This window comes from Candidatus Omnitrophota bacterium (assembly GCA_028716565.1).
Taxonomy (GTDB): Bacteria; Omnitrophota; Gorgyraeia; order Pluralincolimonadales; family Pluralincolimonadaceae; genus Pluralincolimonas.
Genome location: JAQUPL010000003.1, coordinates 16,091 through 34,086 on the forward strand (window position 1 = coordinate 16,091; position 17,996 = coordinate 34,086).

18 protein-coding genes and 3 tRNA genes are annotated in these 17,996 nt (G+C 53.7%); all 21 read left to right on the forward strand.

Annotated features, from left to right (window positions below; all coding sequences use genetic code 11):
* The 21 genes from PHO67_04590 to purQ all read left to right on the forward strand — a co-directional run bounded on the left by PHO67_04590 (position 1) and on the right by purQ (position 17,990).
* Positions 1-420 (forward strand): peptide chain release factor-like protein, encoded by a 420-nt coding sequence (locus PHO67_04590; GenBank protein MDD5546420.1) that lies wholly within the window; start codon positions 1-3, stop codon positions 418-420.
* Positions 413-1,690: a thioredoxin family protein gene (locus PHO67_04595; GenBank protein ID MDD5546421.1), complete on the forward strand. Its 1,278-nt coding sequence runs from the start codon at positions 413-415 to the stop codon at positions 1,688-1,690. The genes PHO67_04590 and PHO67_04595 overlap by 8 nt, the downstream gene beginning before the upstream one ends.
* Positions 1,691-1,713: 23 nt before the next feature.
* Complete coding sequence (locus tag PHO67_04600) at positions 1,714-2,874, forward strand: DUF748 domain-containing protein (GenBank protein MDD5546422.1); 1,161 nt, start codon at positions 1,714-1,716, stop codon at positions 2,872-2,874.
* Between the two features lie 63 nt (positions 2,875-2,937).
* A tRNA-Phe gene (locus PHO67_04605) sits at positions 2,938-3,013 on the forward strand.
* Between the two features lie 32 nt (positions 3,014-3,045).
* Positions 3,046-3,324 carry an isoamylase early set domain-containing protein gene (locus tag PHO67_04610; protein MDD5546423.1) on the forward strand — a complete coding sequence of 93 codons (279 nt, stop codon included), beginning with the start codon at positions 3,046-3,048 and terminating at the stop codon, positions 3,322-3,324.
* 122 nt (positions 3,325-3,446) lie between these two features.
* Positions 3,447-3,522, forward strand: a tRNA-Thr gene (locus PHO67_04615).
* A 22-nt stretch (positions 3,523-3,544) separates the two neighbouring features.
* Positions 3,545-4,804 (forward strand): MFS transporter, encoded by a 1,260-nt coding sequence (locus PHO67_04620; GenBank protein MDD5546424.1) that lies wholly within the window; start codon positions 3,545-3,547, stop codon positions 4,802-4,804.
* A complete protein-coding gene (trxB, locus tag PHO67_04625; GenBank protein ID MDD5546425.1) occupies positions 4,797-5,720 on the forward strand; it encodes a thioredoxin-disulfide reductase in 924 nt (307 codons plus the stop codon). Before PHO67_04620 ends, trxB begins: the two co-directional genes overlap by 8 nt.
* Before the next feature lie 29 nt (positions 5,721-5,749).
* Positions 5,750-6,160, forward strand: a complete 411-nt coding sequence (locus PHO67_04630; protein MDD5546426.1) for a DUF4019 domain-containing protein — start codon at positions 5,750-5,752, stop codon at positions 6,158-6,160.
* Between the two features lie 27 nt (positions 6,161-6,187).
* Positions 6,188-6,517, forward strand: a complete 330-nt coding sequence (gene trxA / locus PHO67_04635) for a thioredoxin (protein MDD5546427.1) — start codon at positions 6,188-6,190, stop codon at positions 6,515-6,517.
* Positions 6,518-6,542: 25 nt separating this feature from the next.
* Positions 6,543-7,142, forward strand: coding sequence for a phosphoribosylglycinamide formyltransferase (purN, locus tag PHO67_04640; GenBank protein MDD5546428.1), 600 nt, complete (start codon positions 6,543-6,545; stop codon positions 7,140-7,142).
* Positions 7,143-8,600, forward strand: coding sequence for a phosphoglucomutase/phosphomannomutase family protein (locus PHO67_04645; protein ID MDD5546429.1), 1,458 nt, complete (start codon positions 7,143-7,145; stop codon positions 8,598-8,600). It abuts the gene before it with no gap.
* Between the two features lie 99 nt (positions 8,601-8,699).
* Positions 8,700-9,983 carry a phosphopyruvate hydratase gene (gene eno, locus PHO67_04650; protein MDD5546430.1) on the forward strand — a complete coding sequence of 428 codons (1,284 nt, stop codon included), beginning with the start codon at positions 8,700-8,702 and terminating at the stop codon, positions 9,981-9,983.
* Positions 9,965-10,243, forward strand: coding sequence for a septum formation initiator family protein (locus tag PHO67_04655; GenBank protein ID MDD5546431.1), 279 nt, complete (start codon positions 9,965-9,967; stop codon positions 10,241-10,243). Before eno ends, PHO67_04655 begins: the two co-directional genes overlap by 19 nt.
* A complete protein-coding gene (locus tag PHO67_04660; protein MDD5546432.1) occupies positions 10,233-10,718 on the forward strand; it encodes a S1 RNA-binding domain-containing protein in 486 nt (161 codons plus the stop codon). The genes PHO67_04655 and PHO67_04660 overlap by 11 nt, the downstream gene beginning before the upstream one ends.
* A 190-nt stretch (positions 10,719-10,908) precedes the next feature.
* Positions 10,909-10,985 (forward strand) — tRNA-Met (locus PHO67_04665).
* 203 nt (positions 10,986-11,188) lie between these two features.
* On the forward strand, positions 11,189-11,926 hold the full coding sequence (locus PHO67_04670) for a hypothetical protein (protein MDD5546433.1): 738 nt from the start codon (positions 11,189-11,191) through the stop codon (positions 11,924-11,926).
* A 174-nt stretch (positions 11,927-12,100) separates the two neighbouring features.
* Positions 12,101-13,393, forward strand: a complete 1,293-nt coding sequence (gene purB / locus PHO67_04675; protein MDD5546434.1) for an adenylosuccinate lyase — start codon at positions 12,101-12,103, stop codon at positions 13,391-13,393.
* Positions 13,390-14,295, forward strand: a complete 906-nt coding sequence (locus PHO67_04680; protein MDD5546435.1) for a phosphoribosylaminoimidazolesuccinocarboxamide synthase — start codon at positions 13,390-13,392, stop codon at positions 14,293-14,295. The genes purB and PHO67_04680 overlap by 4 nt, the downstream gene beginning before the upstream one ends.
* Positions 14,296-17,187 carry a phosphoribosylformylglycinamidine synthase subunit PurL gene (gene purL, locus PHO67_04685; protein MDD5546436.1) on the forward strand — a complete coding sequence of 964 codons (2,892 nt, stop codon included), beginning with the start codon at positions 14,296-14,298 and terminating at the stop codon, positions 17,185-17,187.
* On the forward strand, positions 17,181-17,990 hold the full coding sequence (gene purQ / locus PHO67_04690) for a phosphoribosylformylglycinamidine synthase I (protein MDD5546437.1): 810 nt from the start codon (positions 17,181-17,183) through the stop codon (positions 17,988-17,990). Before purL ends, purQ begins: the two co-directional genes overlap by 7 nt.
* Positions 17,991-17,996: the final 6 nt, after the last annotated feature.

Here is a 17,996-nt window from a genome sequence, read left to right on the forward strand (position 1 = left end):
ATGGCCGATTATAACGTAAATTTATCGAAGGAACACGCCCTTAAAGAGAAGATGGGGCGGCTCGGGGTGCGCGAGAGCGACATCGTCGAGTCGTTCATCCGTTCGAGCGGTCCGGGCGGGCAGAATGTCAATAAGGTCTCGACCGCCGTCTATCTCAAGCATATACCCACGGGCATAGAGGTCAAATGCGGGCAGGAGCGTTCCCAGGCGCTGAACCGTTTCCTCGCGCGCAGGATATTGGTAAATAAGATAGAAACCATGGCGCTTGGCAGGGCCTCCGAGGAGAGGAGGAAGATAGAAAAGATAAGGAGGCAGAAGCGCAAGAGGTCGAGGCGGGCGAAGGAGAAGATGCTCGCCGCGAAGAAGATACATTCGGAGAAGAAGGGTTTCCGCAGAAAACCGGAGGGAGACTATGAATAAAAAAGTTTTTTTCGTGTTGGCCTTTATCGCGGCATTCGCGCTCATATTGCCGCGGGCCGACGCGATAGCGTGGAAATATAACCTGCAGGACGCGCTGAAGGCCGCCAAGAGCCAGGGCAAGCCGGTCATGATAGATTTTTATACGGACTGGTGCGGCTGGTGCAAGAAGCTCGACAGCGACACGTATTCCGACCCGAAGGTCAACGCAGCGTCCGCTAAATTCATCTGTGTCAAGATAAACGCCGATAAGGAAAAGGACCTGACGAACAAATACGGCGTCTCGGGATTCCCGACGATAATCTTCCTGGACAGCAACGGCAAAGTCCTCCAGAAGATACCCGGGTTCCTCCCCCCTGCCGGGTTCCTGCAGAACATGAAGAAGATACTTTCGACGACGCCGAAACCTATGGCAAAAATTGACGAGAAACCTCCCGTTGAAGCGGGAGGTTTCGCCGTCATAGACGACCGGGCCGGAAAGAGGGACAAGGGCGGAAAACTCCTGCCGCCTAAGACGGTGGGCCAGGAATTCGTCTATAACGGCTATATAGAATCGGGCAAAGGCGGCATTATAGGCCAGATAAACTACAAGGGAGGCACCTATTTCGTAAAAAAAGGCGACATTTTCGCGCGATTCCAGGTGATCTCGATAGACAAAGGGAGCGTGGTCCTCGCGTCGGATAACGGCGAAATAACCCTTGAATCCAAAAAACCATACGGCAAGACAGGATTTATAAGCGATATCTCCAACGCGATAACCCAGCCCGTCGAGACGAGGTCGATGATAGACAGGGTCGAGATCGAGGAGTCTTTTCCGGCGCTAGCCTCAGGCAAAGCCAGGGCGATGATCTTATCCTTAACATTTGCCATCATACTTATTTTTTATATTTATTATGCCCTGTGCCTGCAGTTTATCGCCGCGAAGACAAAGACCCTGAACGGATGGATGGCGTGGGTGCCGGTCCTGAATATCTTCCTTGTCCTCAATATAGCATGGATAAAATACAGGTTCCTGGTCATCCCGGTCATTACGTTCTTCGCGTTTATCCTCATTTCGGCTTTCGTAGCGATGTTCAATCCTCTCGTCGGACTGGCATTTACCGCCGCCATAGTCCTTAACTCGCTCTATTTTGTCATCTTGATGGCGTATGTGTGGTATAAAGTCGCGATAGCGCGCGGGAAATCGCCGGGCCTGGCTGCGGTCCTGACGATCCTGATGTTCATCTCGCCGCTGAACCTGATCGCGCTGGGATACCTGGCTTTTTCAAAATAAGCATTTTCGGAAAGAGATAAGCGATGTTCTGGAAAAGGTTCTTTATAGTAATAGGCCTGCTGGTCATCCTGGCGTTCGTCGCCCAGTTGTTGGCCGCGCCGTATGTCAAAGGCCTGATAATCAAGGGCCTGAAGGAGTCGCTGGGAGTTGACGCGACCATAGGCGATTGCGCGGTGAGCGTCCTTCAAAGGAAGGTGATCCTTGACGATGTAACGGTCCTTAACCCGGAGAAGAAGGACGATTACATCCTGAAGGCGAAAGAGATAAGCGTGGATTTTTATCTCCTGCCGAGCCTGTTCAATAAATATATCCTGAATAACATAGTGCTAACGAACCCGGAGGCGATACTTTACCTCGATGAGTCCGGCAAGCTGAAAGTCCCGCAGTTCAAAAAGAAAGACGGCGCGAAGAAGGGCGGCGAGCTGCTGTTCAAGAGATTCGCAGTCGAGAACGGGAATTTCAAGTTCATAGACCAGAAAGTCTCTAAGCCGGCCACGATAACCGGGTTCTCTTCGATAAACTGCGAGATCGTGAATTCCGTATCCTTGTCCGGCAGGACGATAATAACGGGCGTGAACGCGAAAGGCAATATAGAAGGCCAGGGGAAGTTCTCGGTCGACGGAAAAGGTAAATTTATCGAAAAGCCGATGAGTTTCGACGGCAATATAAAGATAGAGAACCTCCCGATAACGAAGTTCTCGGTCTATTGGGGCGGCCTCCTGCCGGTCAAGGTCAACAAGGGGAACCTCTTCCTTGATACCAAGGCGGCATGCGACAAGGGGAACCTCGATGTCAAAAACCGGGTCAGTATCAAGGACCTCGTACTCGAGCCTATAGGCGATCCGAACCAGACGGTCCTCTTCGAGCTCAAGACCGAGGACGTGATAACTTTCCTGAAGGACGAAAACAATACCGTAAACTTCAGCTTCGATATAAGCGGCGACCTGGCCAAGCCCGACTTTAAATGGGGCGCGGAGATGGGCAAGGCCCTGCGTAATGCCATGCTCAAGGCCTTTACCGACGGCGTCGGGCGTTTATTTATATCCACGATCAAGGATGCGGTCGAGAACCCTGCGAAGGCCGGGGAGAAGATCGGGAACATGATAGGCGGCGATACGGGCGAGACGGTCAAGAAAATAGGCGACAAGATCAACAAACAGCTCGACAAGATAATGGGAAAATAGGGTTGACTTGCCCTTTTTAAAATTATATAATATCGAAACCTTCTCGTTAAATCCGTAACCTATGCCGAGGTAGCTCAGATGGTAGAGCGCGGGACTGAAAATCCCGGCGTGAGCGGTTCAATTCCGCTCCTCGGCACCATTTCACGATATAAATAAAAGGAGGAAGCAGTCATGGCAGTAAAAAAGGCCGGGACAAAGAAAGTCACGTTTAAGCTCATCGCCCCTTATGCCAGCAGTGTCAGCGTTGCGGGAGATTTCAATAATTGGGATGTCAACGCCATCCCGATGAAGAAGGATTGGAAGGACGACTGGACAGCCGGAACGACCCTGAAGCCGGGACGTTACGAATACAAATTCTACGTCGACGGTTCATGGCAGAACGACCCGAGCTGCGACACCTGCGTCCCCAACCAGTACGGCAGCACGAATTGCGTGATCGAGGTAAAGTAATACACAAGGTTTTAGTTTTTGTAGTTTCTCTTCCTCCTGGGAAGGGGGCTCTGTAAAGGGGGAAACGATGCTTCCCCCTTTACGACAAATTTGCCCGGTTTTTAGGGCGAGACAAATTTGTTGCTGGCGTAGCTCAGTTGGTAGAGCAGCGGTTTCGTAAATCGCGGGTCGGAGGTTCAATTCCTCTCGCCAGCTCCATTCTTAAACCCCGGAACATTATTTGGCGAGATTCAGGGAAGTCCTAAGCGAGCGTAATTTTTTCCTCCTCTGGGTGGGCCAGATAATCTCGCAATTCGGAGACAGGCTCAACCAGATGGCCCTGATAGCGATAGTCTACAGCAGGGCTCCCGGTTCCCCGTTCGAGCTCGCCAAATTCTTCTCATTCACTATAATACCCTCCTTTTTCGTGAGTCCGATAGCCGGCGCGTTCATAGACAGGTGGGACAGGAAGAGGACGATGATCGGCTGCGATATCCTGCGCGGCCTGATAGTGCTTGTGATACCGGTCGCGTTCCTGGGCCTCACGCCCACATTCCCGATATACACCGCAGTGTTCCTTATCTTCGCGGTGAGCTGTTTCTTCCTTCCGGCAAGGCTCGCCATTATCCCGGATCTTGTCTCGAAAGAAAAACTGCTCGTAGCGAATTCTCTTTTTACGGTCACTTCGATGATAGGCGCGATATTCTGGTTTGTCATCGGTGGGCTCCTGGTGGAATTTTTGAAGGTAAAAGGCGGGTTATACCTTAACTCGTTCGTCTACCTGATGTCGGCGGCGGCGATCGTTTTTATTACCGGCCACAGGCGGCAACAGAAGAAGGCGGAGGGATCGGTCGATATAGAAAAGATAATAGAGACGTCGATCGTCCGGGAGATAAAGGACGGGGCAAAATACCTGGCCGCACACAGCGAGGCGAGGTTCGCGTTCCGCATGCTCTTCGTCCTCATGGCCGGCGCGGGCGCGGCGTATGCCGTGGTGATAGTCTTCATCCAGGACGCGATGGGGTCGATGACCCGCGACTTAAGCCTCCTGGGATTCTTCCTCGGCGCGGGATTTTTTATCGGATCGGTCGCCTATGGGAAGCTTGGTCACCGTTTCTCAAAGGCTAAATCGATATTCGCCTGCCTCATATTGTGCGGCATATCGATATGCGCTTTTACGGCCGTCCTTAAGGGGACAAGGTCGTTTTTGGGGGCGTCTGTCGTGGCAATGATATTAGGCATTGCCATGGCGCCTATCGGGATATCGACGAACACCCTCATACACGAGATGGTTGACGAGAAGATGCGCGGAAGGATATTCAGCTCACTAGGCATCGCGATGAACCTGGCGTTCCTCATATTCATGCTTGGTGCCGCGAAACTCGCCGAACGCGTCGACAGCGGCTGGATACTTTACGGGGTAAGCGTTTTTTATGTAATATCGGGAATACTCGGGTTCATAGACCTGCGTCTCTTTAAGGAGAAAGGCACCGATGCCTGATCACGACCTGATAATCATAGGCGGAGGGCCTGCCGGCCTGACCGCCGGGATATATGCCTCGCGCGCGCGGCTCAAGACGCTTCTCCTGGAAAAGGCGATGCCCGGCGGGCAGATATTGACCTCGCCGCTGCTTGAGAATTATCCCGGATTCCCGGAAGGCGTCTCAGGAATGCAGATAATAGAGGAGATCGTAAAGCAGGGCGAGCGCTTCGGGCTCACGGTAAAGATAGAGCCGGTCGTTTCCATGGAGGATAAAGGCAAAGGCGCGAAGACAGCCAGGACCGATAAGGATACGCATAAGGCGCCGGCCGTAATATTCGCGATGGGCGCGAGTTACGCCAAACTTGCGTTGCCTGGGGAGGACAGGCTGGGAGGCCGCGGCGTCTCTTATTGCGCGACGTGCGACGGGCCGTTGTTCAAAAATAAAGAAGTGGTCGTCGTCGGCGGAGGGGATACCGCGATAGAAGAGGCGCTCTTCCTGACGAATTTCTGCGCGAAGGTCAGCGTAGTCCACAGGAGGAATGAGCTGCGCGCGGCGAAGATACTCCAGGAGCGCGCGTTCGCGAACAAGAAGATAAATTTCGTATGGGATTCGGTCGTCGCTGAAATATCAGGCGACCAGAGGGTAGAAGGAGTGAAGGTCAAGAACGTAAAGACCGGAGGGGAGAAGGCGATAGCGGCCCACGGCGTATTCATCGCGGTCGGCTTTAAGCCCCACACGGAATTAGCGAAAGGGCTTGTCGAGACGGACGAGAAAGGGTATATTATTACAGGGGACGACATGTCGGCTTCGCGCGAAGGGTTCTTCGCTGCCGGTGACTGCCGTAAAAAACTCCTTTATCAATTCGTAACGGCCTGCGGTGACGGCGCCACCGCCGCCTTCGCCGCGCAGAAATATATTGAACAATTACGGTGAGAGTACTTAATTCGGAAAAGGAGGGCAAGATGAAGAGATCGATCGCGGTAATGTTGATGGTGCTGTTCGTTTCCGGCGTGTGCTTCGGCGCGAGCCCGGAGAAGAAAGCGAAGATCGCCGCCAAAAACTGGCTCGAATCCGTTGACCAGAAAAATTACGCAAAGAGTTATGACGATGCCGCCGAGTTCTTCAAGGTGATGGTAAAGAAAGACGAGTGGATAAACACGCTTACCAACCTGAGGAGCATGCTCGGGCCCGTGGAATCGAGGGAGCTCATAAGTGAGAAATATCAGGAGAAGATGCCGGGCGCGCCGGACGGAGAATATGTCATCATCGTCTATAAGACAGATTTCAGGAAGAAATCCGACGCCCGGGAAGTGGTAGTGCCCATGCTGGACAAAGACGGCAAATGGCGCGTCTCGGGGTACCACATCCAATAAAGGCAGGTTAAAAACAGGAGGGACAACATGGCTGAGGGCATACTGCAGTTGAAAGACGACAATTTTGACAAGGAGATAACACAGGCGAAGGGAGTGGCGCTCGTGGATTTCTGGGCGTCGTGGTGCATGCCTTGCAAGATGGTAGCGCCGGTGGTCGAGGCGATAGCCAAAGATTACGCGGGAAAAGTAAAGGTCGCCAAGGTCGAGGTGGACGAGGCCGGTGAGACGGCATCCCGCTTTAACGTGATGAATATTCCCACCCTTATAATATTCAAGGACGGCAAAGAGGCGGGTCGCGTCATAGGTGTCACGCCAAAGGAAGAGCTGGCTAGAAAACTGGACGCGCTGCTTAAATGAACCCAAAGACCAGGGGGAAACCGGGATGAACTTCGCTGTCTTTTGCTCCGGACACGGAACGAACCTGCAGGCGGTAATTGACGCCTCGAAGAAGAGGCGCATCAGCGCGAAACTCGCGCTTGTCGTCTGCGATAATCCCGGGGCTTATGCGGTAAAGCGCGCCGGGAGAGCCGGCATACCGGTCGCCGTATTTGACCCGAAAGGTTTCGCCTCGGAAAAAGAGCTAGAGGCCGCGGTCGTCCGGGAACTCAACAGCAAAAAGATAAAACTTATCGCGCTCGCCGGGTATATGCGGATATTGAGCGATAGTTTCGTGAAGAGATACAGGAACAGGATATTGAACATCCACCCGGCGCTACTTCCGGCATTTAAAGGTGGACAAGCGATAAAAGATGCGATAAAATATGGCGTCAAAGTTACGGGAGCGACCGTCCATTTCGTGACCGAAGAGGTCGACGCGGGACCGATAGTCCTGCAGGCGGCATGCCCCGTAAAAAATAACGATAGCGAAAAAACGCTTCTAGCTCGTGTCCACAAACTGGAACACAAGATCTACCCCGAAGCGATCGAGTTGTTCGCGAGGGGGAAGCTGAAGGCGGCAGGCAGGAGAGTAATAGTAAAGTAGATGTCGATAAAGTTTGGCACATCCGGTTGGCGTGCCGTAATAGCCGACGGATTCACGTTCTCGAACGTAAGAAAAGCAGCGCAGGCGATAGCAGGCTACGTAAAGGCGCACCACCCTTCCAGGAAGGCCCCGCCCGTCGTAATAATCGGCCACGATACCCGCTTCGATTCAAGGGAATTCGCGTCTGCCGCGGCCAAGGTCCTTTGCGCGAACGGCGTGAAGGTCCTCCTTACCGAACGCGACACCCCCACGCCGGTGATCTCTTTCCAGGTTGTCCATAAGGAAGCCGACGGCGCCATAAACATAACAGCGAGCCATAACCCGCCCGAATATAACGGCCTCAAATTTTCGCCCTCGCACGGCGGCCCGGCCGAGCCGGAAGTCACGAAAGAGATAGAGAAGCGCGCCGCCAAAATCAAAGGCGAGGTAGAAGAGCCGTTGCCCTCGGAACTTAAATGCCGCATAGAAGAATTTGACCCCCGCCGGGCGTATTTCGCGCGGATAAAAGACCTTGTCGACCTCTCCGCGATAAAGAAAGCCCGCCTTAAAGCGGTCGTTGACGTGATGCACGGGACCGGCCGCGGATACCTGGACCGCATATTAACGGAGAACGGGTGCAAAGTCATATTATTGAACGACAATCTCGACCCGCTCTTCGGCGGACACCCGCCGGAGCCGGCGAAGGATAATATAGGGAAGATGCTCCGCGAAGTGAAGAGGCACAAGGCCGACCTCGGCCTCGGCCTCGACGGCGACGCGGACAGGTTCGGGATAGTGGACGAGAACGGCAGGTTCTATACGCCGGACGAAGTAATATCGTTGTTATTCAAGCATTTGATCGATACGCGGCCGCGCCTCCCGAAGGTCGCGCGCACGCATTCGACGACGCGGCTCGTCGACAGGATAGCGGCCCGGTACGGCATCGAGGTCGTAGAGACGCCTATCGGTTTCAAATATATAGGCGAGGTATTAATGACCGGAGAATGCATAATAGGCGGCGAGGAGTCCGGCGGATTGTCGATAGCCAACCACGTCCCGGAGAAAGACGGGATACTCGCGTGCCTGCTGGTCGCCGAGATGGTGGCGGTCAGGGGCAAGAAGCTGAGCGCCATATTAAATGAGATATACCGCGAGTTCGGCAGGTCGTATCCGGGGAAATTGAACGTCAGGCTTACCGACGACCAGAAGGCGAGGCTCCTCCATATGCTCAAGAGCCGCCCGCCGAAAGAGATAGCCGGAACGAAAGTCGCGAAACTGGACACGATGGACGGTTACAAATTTACCCTGGCCGACTCGAGCTGGGTCCTGGTCCGTCCGTCGGGCACCGAGCCGCTCATCAGGTTCCATTTCGAGGCGATGACCGCCGCGAAAGAGAAGAAATTAATAAAATATTGCGAAGACCTGATACACGCGATAAAGACACAGGTAAACGGGGTCCATCCTCCGGAAGAGGATTGAGCGAAGCGAAACCCCGCACGGAGTGCGGGGCTAACCGCGGGATTGAGCGCGGGGTTGACATCCGTCGACGGATGTCTTAAACTATAGGACATGGTAAAGATGAAAAAACCGGTGATTTCTAAAGTAAAAGCCCGCGAGATACTCGATTCGCGCGGCAACCCCACAGTCGAAGTAGACGTATTATTGAGCGACGGCACATTGGGCCGCGCCGCGGTCCCGTCAGGCGCGTCCACGGGCGAACATGAGGCCCTGGAACTGCGCGACGGTGACAAGGCGCGCTACGGCGGAAAAGGCACGCTCAAAGCGGTTGCCAACGTAGACGGTATCATTGCCCCGAAGGTCAAGGGCATGGACCCGTTCAAGCAGAAAGAGCTCGATAAGTTCATGATAGCCCTCGACGGCACCCCGACGAAATCAAAATTAGGCGCGAACGCGATACTTGGCGTCTCTTTGGCGGCGGCAAGGGCGGCGGCGAACTCAAAAGGCCTTCCTTTATACAGGTATTTAGGCGGCACTAAAGCCGTGACACTGCCCGTACCATTAATGAATATAATCAACGGCGGCCTCCACGCGGACAACAGCCTCGACCTGCAGGAGTTCATGATCGCGCCCATCGGCGCGGCAAATTTCCACGAAGCCCTGCGCATGGGCGCCGAGACGTTCCATGCTTTAAAATCGATACTCAAGAAACGCGGCGACAGCACGGCCGTCGGCGATGAAGGCGGATTTGCGCCGAACCTCAAGTCCAACGAGGAAGCGCTCGAATTAATAGTCCAGGCGATAACCGCGGCCGGATACAAACCCGGTAAAGATATCTCTATAGCCCTCGACCCGGCGTCATCCTCGTTCTATAAGAACGGGGAATACGTATTTAAGGCCGAAGGCGCGAAAACCGCGGAAGATATGATCGATATGTACGCCGGCTGGATAGAAAAATATCCCATCGTTTCGATCGAAGACGGCCTCGCCGAGAACGACTGGGCCGGTTGGAAGAAGATGACGAAAGAGCTCGGCGGCAAGATCCAGCTCATCGGCGACGACCTCTTCGTCACGAACGTAAAATTCCTCAAAAAAGGCATCGAAGAAGGCTGCGCCAACTCGATACTTATCAAGGTCAACCAGATCGGCTCGCTTTCCGAGACGCTGGACACGATATCCCTTGCTTTAAAGAACGGCTATACCGCAGTGATCTCGCACCGTTCGGGTGAGACCGAGGACACGACGATAGCCGATCTGGCTGTTGCGACTAACGTCGGACAGATAAAGACCGGGTCGCTTTGCAGGAGCGAAAGGATCGCCAAATACAACCAGCTCCTTCGCATCGAGGAAGAGCTCGGCAAGAAGGCGGTCTACGGGGGACGCACTTGGAGAAAAAGAGGCTAGGCTGGAAGATAGGCATAGCGGCGGCGGTATTGTTCGCGATATTCCTGCCGGGCATATCGAGATACACACAGCTTAAGGCGCGCCAGGCGAGGTTGGACAGCGGCATAGAGAAACTGAGGGTAGGAGAGGTGGACCTGCGAAAGGAGCAGGACAAGCTTCAGAACGACCCCACTTACATAGAGAAGGTAGCACGGGACAAGCTGCAGGTCGCCAATAAGGGCGAAACAATAGTAAGGACAAAGAAGAAGGATGGAAAGTAGCGCCACCCAGGAAGTAAAGATCGACGATGTAGTTGATGCCGAGGTCATGAAGATAGCCGAGTTCGGCGCCTTCGTGAAATTCGGGAACAAGAAGGGCCTGATCCATATTTCGCAGGTCTCCGATTCCTATGTGAAGAAAGTCGAGGACCATCTTAAGGTGGGCGACAAGGTCAAGGCGAAGATAATAAAAGTTTCGCCTGACGGCAAGATAGACCTCACCTTAAAGAGCGGCAAGGAACAGGCGTCGCGCCAGCCAAGGGGCCAGTTCCCCTCAGGCGGGCGCCCGCAGAGGGAACACGGAGGAAGGCGCGGCGGCCGCCCGGATTCGGGCTTCCGCGAGAACATGTCCTCCTCTCCCGAAGGGAAGTCCTTCAAGGCCTCGCCTTTTGAGGATAAGCTGAAGAATTTCCTTGTGGATAGCGGCGAGCTCCAGACCGACATCAAAAAACACGTCGAAGAGAAACAAGGCCGGTAATTCCCGTCTGATTTACCCCTTGCTATTAAGCAAAGGGTCTGCTATACTCTTTTACACAAGATTGGTGAATAGAAATTCGCTATTTTGATAACACTTCCGATTAGGAAAAGGGATCAGTAAAGGGAAAAACTACGTTTTTCCCTTTACAGGAGACTCGTATAAAGTTTGACATATCTGACGAGTCGACTATCGCGGGGTGGAGCAGCCTGGTAGCTCGCAAGGCTCATAACCTTGAGGTCAGAGGTTCAAATCCTCTCCCCGCTACCAAATATATAAAGGCGTTAACTTTACGTTAGCGCCTTTTTTATTATTTAGGCCAAAAAAGTGGTAAAATAGCGGTAGTTTATGGCAGGGGGCATTTTTACTAAAAGGGGAAAGACATGAGAGGCTTGAAGGTACTGATAGGCGCAGCAATGATAGCGTGTTGTTTGAGCAATGCAGGGCGGTGCGAAGATTTAAACAGCAGAAAGATGAATCCAATAATATCAGATTTAATTATCCGGTCGGTAGCCGGCAAGCTCCGTATTCCGGAAGAGAAATTCACGGTAGCCGATATCTCGTACGTCAAGTCCGGGGGCAACAATTATGCGGGTAATGCGAATGTTACCATGGCGGGCGCAGGAACGAAGACCACCTTCCGGGTATCTTATTCCATGATATCCGATAATAGGACAGTTGCCCTGGTGTTAGACAATCCAACGTCGGCCATTCAGGCTGCTATCTCAAATGAAACGGATAAGGGATATCGCCTTCCCAGCGACAACAGCCGGTCATCCGGAAGCGCCAAGCCGATCACTGCGCAATACGGCGATTTTAAATGGGGAATGCCTAAAGCAGAGGCCCGCGAATTAGCGCTATCCCAGGGCAAAGAAAACGTGAGTGTATATGCGGCAAATGACCCCGAAGGGAACATTTTTCAATTCGACGACGTTCTTCTTGATAAGCGCGTCATAGTAAAACTTTATTTTACCCCAAACAGCGAAAAGCTTTTCAAGGTGTCAATAAAGGGTTTAGATGCTTTCCACGGCGATGCCCTGATCTCATCCCTGAATAAAAAGCACGGTAAATACGCGGCATCGATGCCGGATGAAAGATATTATTGGGGCAGCAGCAAGGAAGGAGACAGGATCGAATTATCAAAAGGAGAAGGCCTGTTACTTTATAGCAACGCGGAAGGCCTGGCGCTTGCAGAAAAAGAGAAACAATAAGTTAATCGGCGAATTTCCCCAAGAACTTGTATGAGAATTATTTTGACACCACAAGCCATTTGTGGTATAAATAATCGTAGCACAAGCCTTCATTAAACTAGAAATCCTCAAATAAGAAGAACAAATTATGTCCGAAGGACTCTCCTTTACGGGTTTTACACCTTTGGAGGGAAGATGATCGAAAGATACACCCTGCCCAGGATGGGTAAGATCTGGGAAGACCAGAACCGTTTCCAGCGGATGCTCGACGTGGAGCTAATGGCCTGCGAGGCGTTCGCGAGGAAGAAACTTATACCAAATTCCGCATTATCCGAGATCAAAAGGCGCGCCCGCTTCGACGTAGACCGCATCAAAGAGATCGAAAAAGAGACCAAGCACGACGTGATCGCTTTCATAAAGAGCATCTCCGAGAACGTCGGGCCGGACGCCAAATATATCCACATGGGCCTCACCTCAAGCGATGTCCTCGATACGGGGCTCTCGCTCCAGATGAGGGACGCGGCAGATATCCTTATCGACGACCTCAAGAGGTTCCTCATAGCGTTAGAGAGAAAAGCCAAAAAATACAAGAACACCCCGTGCGTCGGCAGGACACACGGGGTGCACGCCGAGCCGATGACGTTCGGCCTGAAATTCGCGCTTATTTACGCCGAGATACAGCGTGATATCGCCAGGATGGAAGCCGCGCGCAAGGGGATAAACGTGGGCAAATTATCCGGCGCGGTCGGGACATTCGCCAACGTCGACCCGTGGGTGGAGGAATACGTCTGCAAACGGCTGAAGCTTGAGCCCGCGCCGATATCGACGCAGGTCATCCAGCGCGACAGGCACGCGCAGTTCCTGACGACTATAGCCATAATAGGCGGCACGCTCGAGAAATTCGCGACAGAGATAAGGGCGCTCCAGAGGACCGAGATCCTCGAAGCGGAGGAGCCGTTTACCGAAGGGCAGAAGGGCTCATCGGCGATGCCGCACAAGAGGAATCCTGTGATATGCGAACGCATAGCAGGCCTCGCGAGGGTCCTGCGCGGGAACTCGCTGGCGGCGATGGAGAATATTTCGTTGTGGCACGAGAGGGACATATCGCACTCGTCTGTGGAGCGCGTCATAATCCCGGATTCGTGCATCCTCCTGGATTATATGCTGAACCTCGCCACGGATGTGGCGATGCATATGGCTGTCTATCCGGAACGGATGATAGAGAACCTCGAGAGGACGAAGGGCCTGGTATTCTCGCAGAGGGTGCTTTTGGCGCTCATAGGCAAGGGGCTCACGAGGAATGAGGCGTATGACATGGTCCAGAAATGCGCGATGCGCGTCTGGAAGGAGAACATCGGGTTCAGTGCGATATTAACGGACGATATCGACGTCACGAAATACCTGACGCACGAGGAGGTGGAAGCCTGCTTCGACCCGGGCTATTACACCAAGAACGTCGACAGGATATACAAACGGTTGGGGCTATGACTGAAAAAGTAAAAGAAGAAGTTTTGCTTACCACCGAGAACATCCCGCTTAAATTCTTCAAACGCGGGAAGGTCCGCGATATCTACGAGCTTGACGGCAAATTGCTTATCGTCGCGACCGACAGGATATCATGTTTCGACGTGGTATTGTCCGAAGGCATCCCTTATAAAGGGAAGGTCCTGACACAGATATCCAAGTTCTGGTTTGATTACCTGAAAGAACAGAGCGAGAACCACGCGGTGACGTTCGACATGGAATCGCTGCGCGATAAACTCGGCGATTCGACGGATATATTAAAGGACCGCTCGATGCTGGTGAAGAGGACCCGGCCGCTTCCGATAGAATGCGTGGTCAGGGGATACCTCTCAGGTTCGGGGTGGAGGGAATACAAGGAGACCGGCGAGATATGCTGCATCAAACTGCCGAAGGGCCTCAAGGAATCCGACCAGCTGCCCGAGCCGATATTTACCCCCTCGACCAAGGAGGATATCGGCCACGACCTGAACATCACCGAGTTCGGCGCGAGGAAGAAGCTCGGCGACAGGCTTTATGAGCTCGTAAAGGGCAAGGCGATAGCGATATACAAGAAGGCCGCGGAATACGCGGATTCGAAAGGGATAATAATCGCCGACACGAAGTTCGAGTTCGGCGTTACCGAAGAGGGCAAGACGATACTTATCGATGAGGTCCTGACGCCGGATTCGTCGAGGTTCTGGCCAAAAGAGAAATACAAGCCGGGCGGGCCGCAGGCGAGTTTCGATAAGCAGTTCGTGCGGGATTATCTTGAAAGTTTAAATTGGCCCAAGGCCCCGCCGGCCCCTCACCTGCCCGAGGATATCATCAAAAAGACCAGCAAGAAGTATCTGGAGGCCTTAAGGAAATTAACCGATAAGGAGCTCTAAGTGCTGTGGCGCGTTGAAGTATGCGATAGGAACAACGGCTTCGACTCCGGCGTCAAGAGGGATATAGAGGACCTGGGAATAAAAGGCGTCGAAACGGTCGAGGTCGCGCAGGTATATATAATCGAAGGCAATGTTTCCCGGTCCGGGATAAAGAGGATCGCAGGGGAATTGCTTACCGACCCTGTTACCCAGGTTTATTCATTCAGGTCGAGCCCCATAACCGGCAGGAATGACCGGGCGAAGAATAAGGCCGTCGTCGAGGTGGCCTATAACGCCGGGGTGATGGACCCGGTCGAGGAGAGCGTGAGGAAAGGCATCCTCGATCTCGGCGTAAAAGGCGTCGAGTCGGTAAAGACAGCAAAAAAATATATCATTAACGGGAATGTGTCCGGGAGCCGGCTTAAGACGATAAGCGAAAAGCTCCTTTTCAATAAGGTCATCCAGCATATCGTCACCGGTCCGGATTCCTATAACTTTAAAAACCCTCCGCAATACCATTTTAAATTTACAACGGTAGGCCTCTCGGGCTCTTCTGATAAAGGTCTCGAGAATATAAGCAAGAAAGGCCAATTATTCCTGGATCTCACCGAGATGCGCAGGATAAAGGAGTATTTTACCGTCCTCGGGCGCGAGCCGGCCGATGTCGAGCTTGAGACGCTCGCGCAGACGTGGTCCGAGCATTGCGGCCACAAGACATTCCGAGGCCTGATAGATTACGAGTCCGGCGGAAAAAGGCGCTTCATAAACAACCTCCTTAAAGAGACGATAATGAAAGCGACCGCCGAGCTCAAGAAGCCGTGGTGCGTCTCGGTATTCAAGGATAATTCCGGGGTCATAAGATTTAACAATAGATATAACGTCTGCTTCAAGGCCGAGACGCATAACCATCCGTCGGCGATAGAACCGTACGGCGGCGCGAATACGGGCTTGGGCGGCGTCATACGCGACCCGCTCGGCACCGGCCTAGGCGCGAAGCCGATCTTAAATACCGACGTATTCTGCTTCGGCGAGCCTGATTACGCTTTTAACCGCCTGCCGAAGGGCGTCCTTCACCCTAAGAGAGTGATGAAGGGCGTGGTCGCCGGCGTGCGCGATTACGGCAACAAGATGGGCATACCGACGGTCAACGGCGCGGTGCTCTTTGACAACAGGTACCTCGGCAATCCCCTGGTCTATTGCGGGAATGTCGGCATTATGCCGAAAGAAAAGTCTTTTAAAGAGGTTGAGAGCGGGGACATGGTCGTCCTCGTGGGAGGGAAGACCGGCCGCGACGGTATACACGGCGCGACATTCTCGTCCGGGGAATTGACCTCGGAGTCGGAGCAGGTCTCAGCGCAGGCGGTCCAGATCGGAAATCCCATCGAGGAAAAAAAGATGGCCGATTGTATCCTGAAGGCGCGCGACCTGGGCCTGTATGACGCGATAACAGATTGCGGCGGCGGCGGGCTGTCGAGCGCGGTAGGCGAGATGGGCGAGAAGACCGGCGTCAGGATCGACCTCGACAGGATACCGCTCAAATACGAGGGGCTGACCTATACCGAGATATGGATATCAGAGGCGCAGGAGAGGATGGTCCTCTCGGTGCCGAAGAACAAAGTAAAAAGACTGCTCGAGGTCTTCGAAAGAGAGGATGTCGAGGCGACGGTGATCGGCGAGTTTACCCGCACGAAAAAACTGGAACTTTTTTATAAAAGGAACAAGGTCTGCGACCTCGATATGAAATTCCTGCACGACGGCCTGCCGAAGACCGTAAGGAAGGCGAGATGGAACAGGCCGAAGCGCGCCGAGCCGCGGTTCGCGTGCCCGAAGGACCTGACCCCGTCGCTCTTAAGGATATTATCCGACTGGAACGTCTGCAGCAAGGAATGGATAATAAGGCAATATGACCACGAGGTCCAGGCCGGCTCGGTCATAAAACCGCTTGTCGGCGTAAATAACGACGGGCCGTCCGACGCCGCGGTAGCCAGGCCTATATTAGATTCGGATAAAGGCGTGATAATATCGAACGGGATAAATCCGAGGTACGGAGAGATCGATCCGTACTGGATGGCGGCGTCGAATATCGACGAGGCGCTGAGGCAGATAATTGCGGTAGGCGGCGACCTGAAAGAGGTGGCGCTCCTGGATAATTTCTGCTGGGGAGACACTGACCAGCCGTCGCAATTGGGCAGCCTCGTGAGGGCGGCCCAGGGTTGTTATGACATGTCGAAAGGTTTCCAGGCGCCTTTTATCTCGGGCAAAGACAGCCTTCATAATGAATATATCGTCGGCAAAAAACGCGTGTCGATCCCCGGGACCCTGCTCATTTCGGCTATCAGCGTGGCGGATAACGTAAAGAAATGCATCACCATGGATTTCAAGGAAGCGGGCGACCTGATATATGTAGTCGGGATGACATATGACGAGCTCGGCGGTTCATATTATTATAAGGCCCGCGGGGTCCTCGGAAATTCCGTGCCGACCGTCAACGCGAAACGCAGCCGCGCGCTGATGGAGAGGTTGAGTCGCGCGATAAGAGCCGGCCTCGTGAACGCCTGCCACGATTGCTCGGAGGGCGGCATAGGGGTGGCGGCGGCCGAGATGGCGTTTGCCGGAGGGTTCGGCGCCGAGATAAAACTGGAAAAAGCGCCTTTCAAGGTAAAATACGGCGCGCGAGGGAAGAAGCGCGACGACATCATATTATTTTCGGAGTCGAATACCCGTTTCATCGTCGGCGTCAGCCCGGAAAAAAAGAAGAGGTTCGAGAAGGCGATGAGGGCCGCGGCTATCGGGCTCATAGGCGGTGTCCTCGAGGAGAAATATTTTACGGTCTACGGCGCCGAAGGGGATATCGTCGTCAGGACTGACCGAAAAGAACTGAAGGAGGCCTGGCAGAGGCCGTTAAGATGGTAGCGATAAAGAGAAGGCCGAAGGTCATAGTCCTCCGCGCGGCCGGGACGAATTGCGATGAGGAGACGGCTTTCGCGTTCGAACACGCCGGCGCGAGATCCGAAGCCGTTCATATAAACCAGCTTGTCAGCGGAGAGAAGAAGCTGCGCGACTACCATATCATGGCCGTGCCGGGCGGGTTCACTTACGGCGACGACGTCGGTTCGGGAAAGATACTCGCGAACGAATTAAAATACAAATTGGCCGGGGACCTCGGGAAATTCGTGGGCGCCGGAAAACTTATAATCGGTATATGCAATGGTTTCCAGGTCCTCGTAAAGGCGGGCCTTCTGCCGGGAAAGGGAGTAAACGGCGAGCAGCTGGAAGCGACGCTTACGACTAACGACACGGCGCGCTATGAGGACAGGTGGGTCTATCTTAAGGCCGCCAAGGGGCTGAACATCGGATTCCGGAACAAGTGCGTTTGGACCGGTGGCATCGAACGCATGATATATGTGCCCGCCGCGCACGGCGAAGGAAAATTCATCCCGAAGGACGACGAGGTCCTGGGGAAATTATGGGCGAACGGGCAGGTTGTTTTCAGGTATGCCGACCCGTACGGCAAGCTCGCCGGGTTCCCTTGGAACCCCAACGGGTCGGTCGATGACATAGCCGGCGTGTGCGACATCACCGGCAGGATATTCGGGCTTATGCCGCATCCGGAGAGGCATCTATTCGCTTCCCAGCACCCGCGCTGGACGCGCGGCGAGGCGCAGAGGGAAGGGGATGGGGTGAGTATTTTCAGGAACGGGGTAAAAAATGTCTAGAGGTGA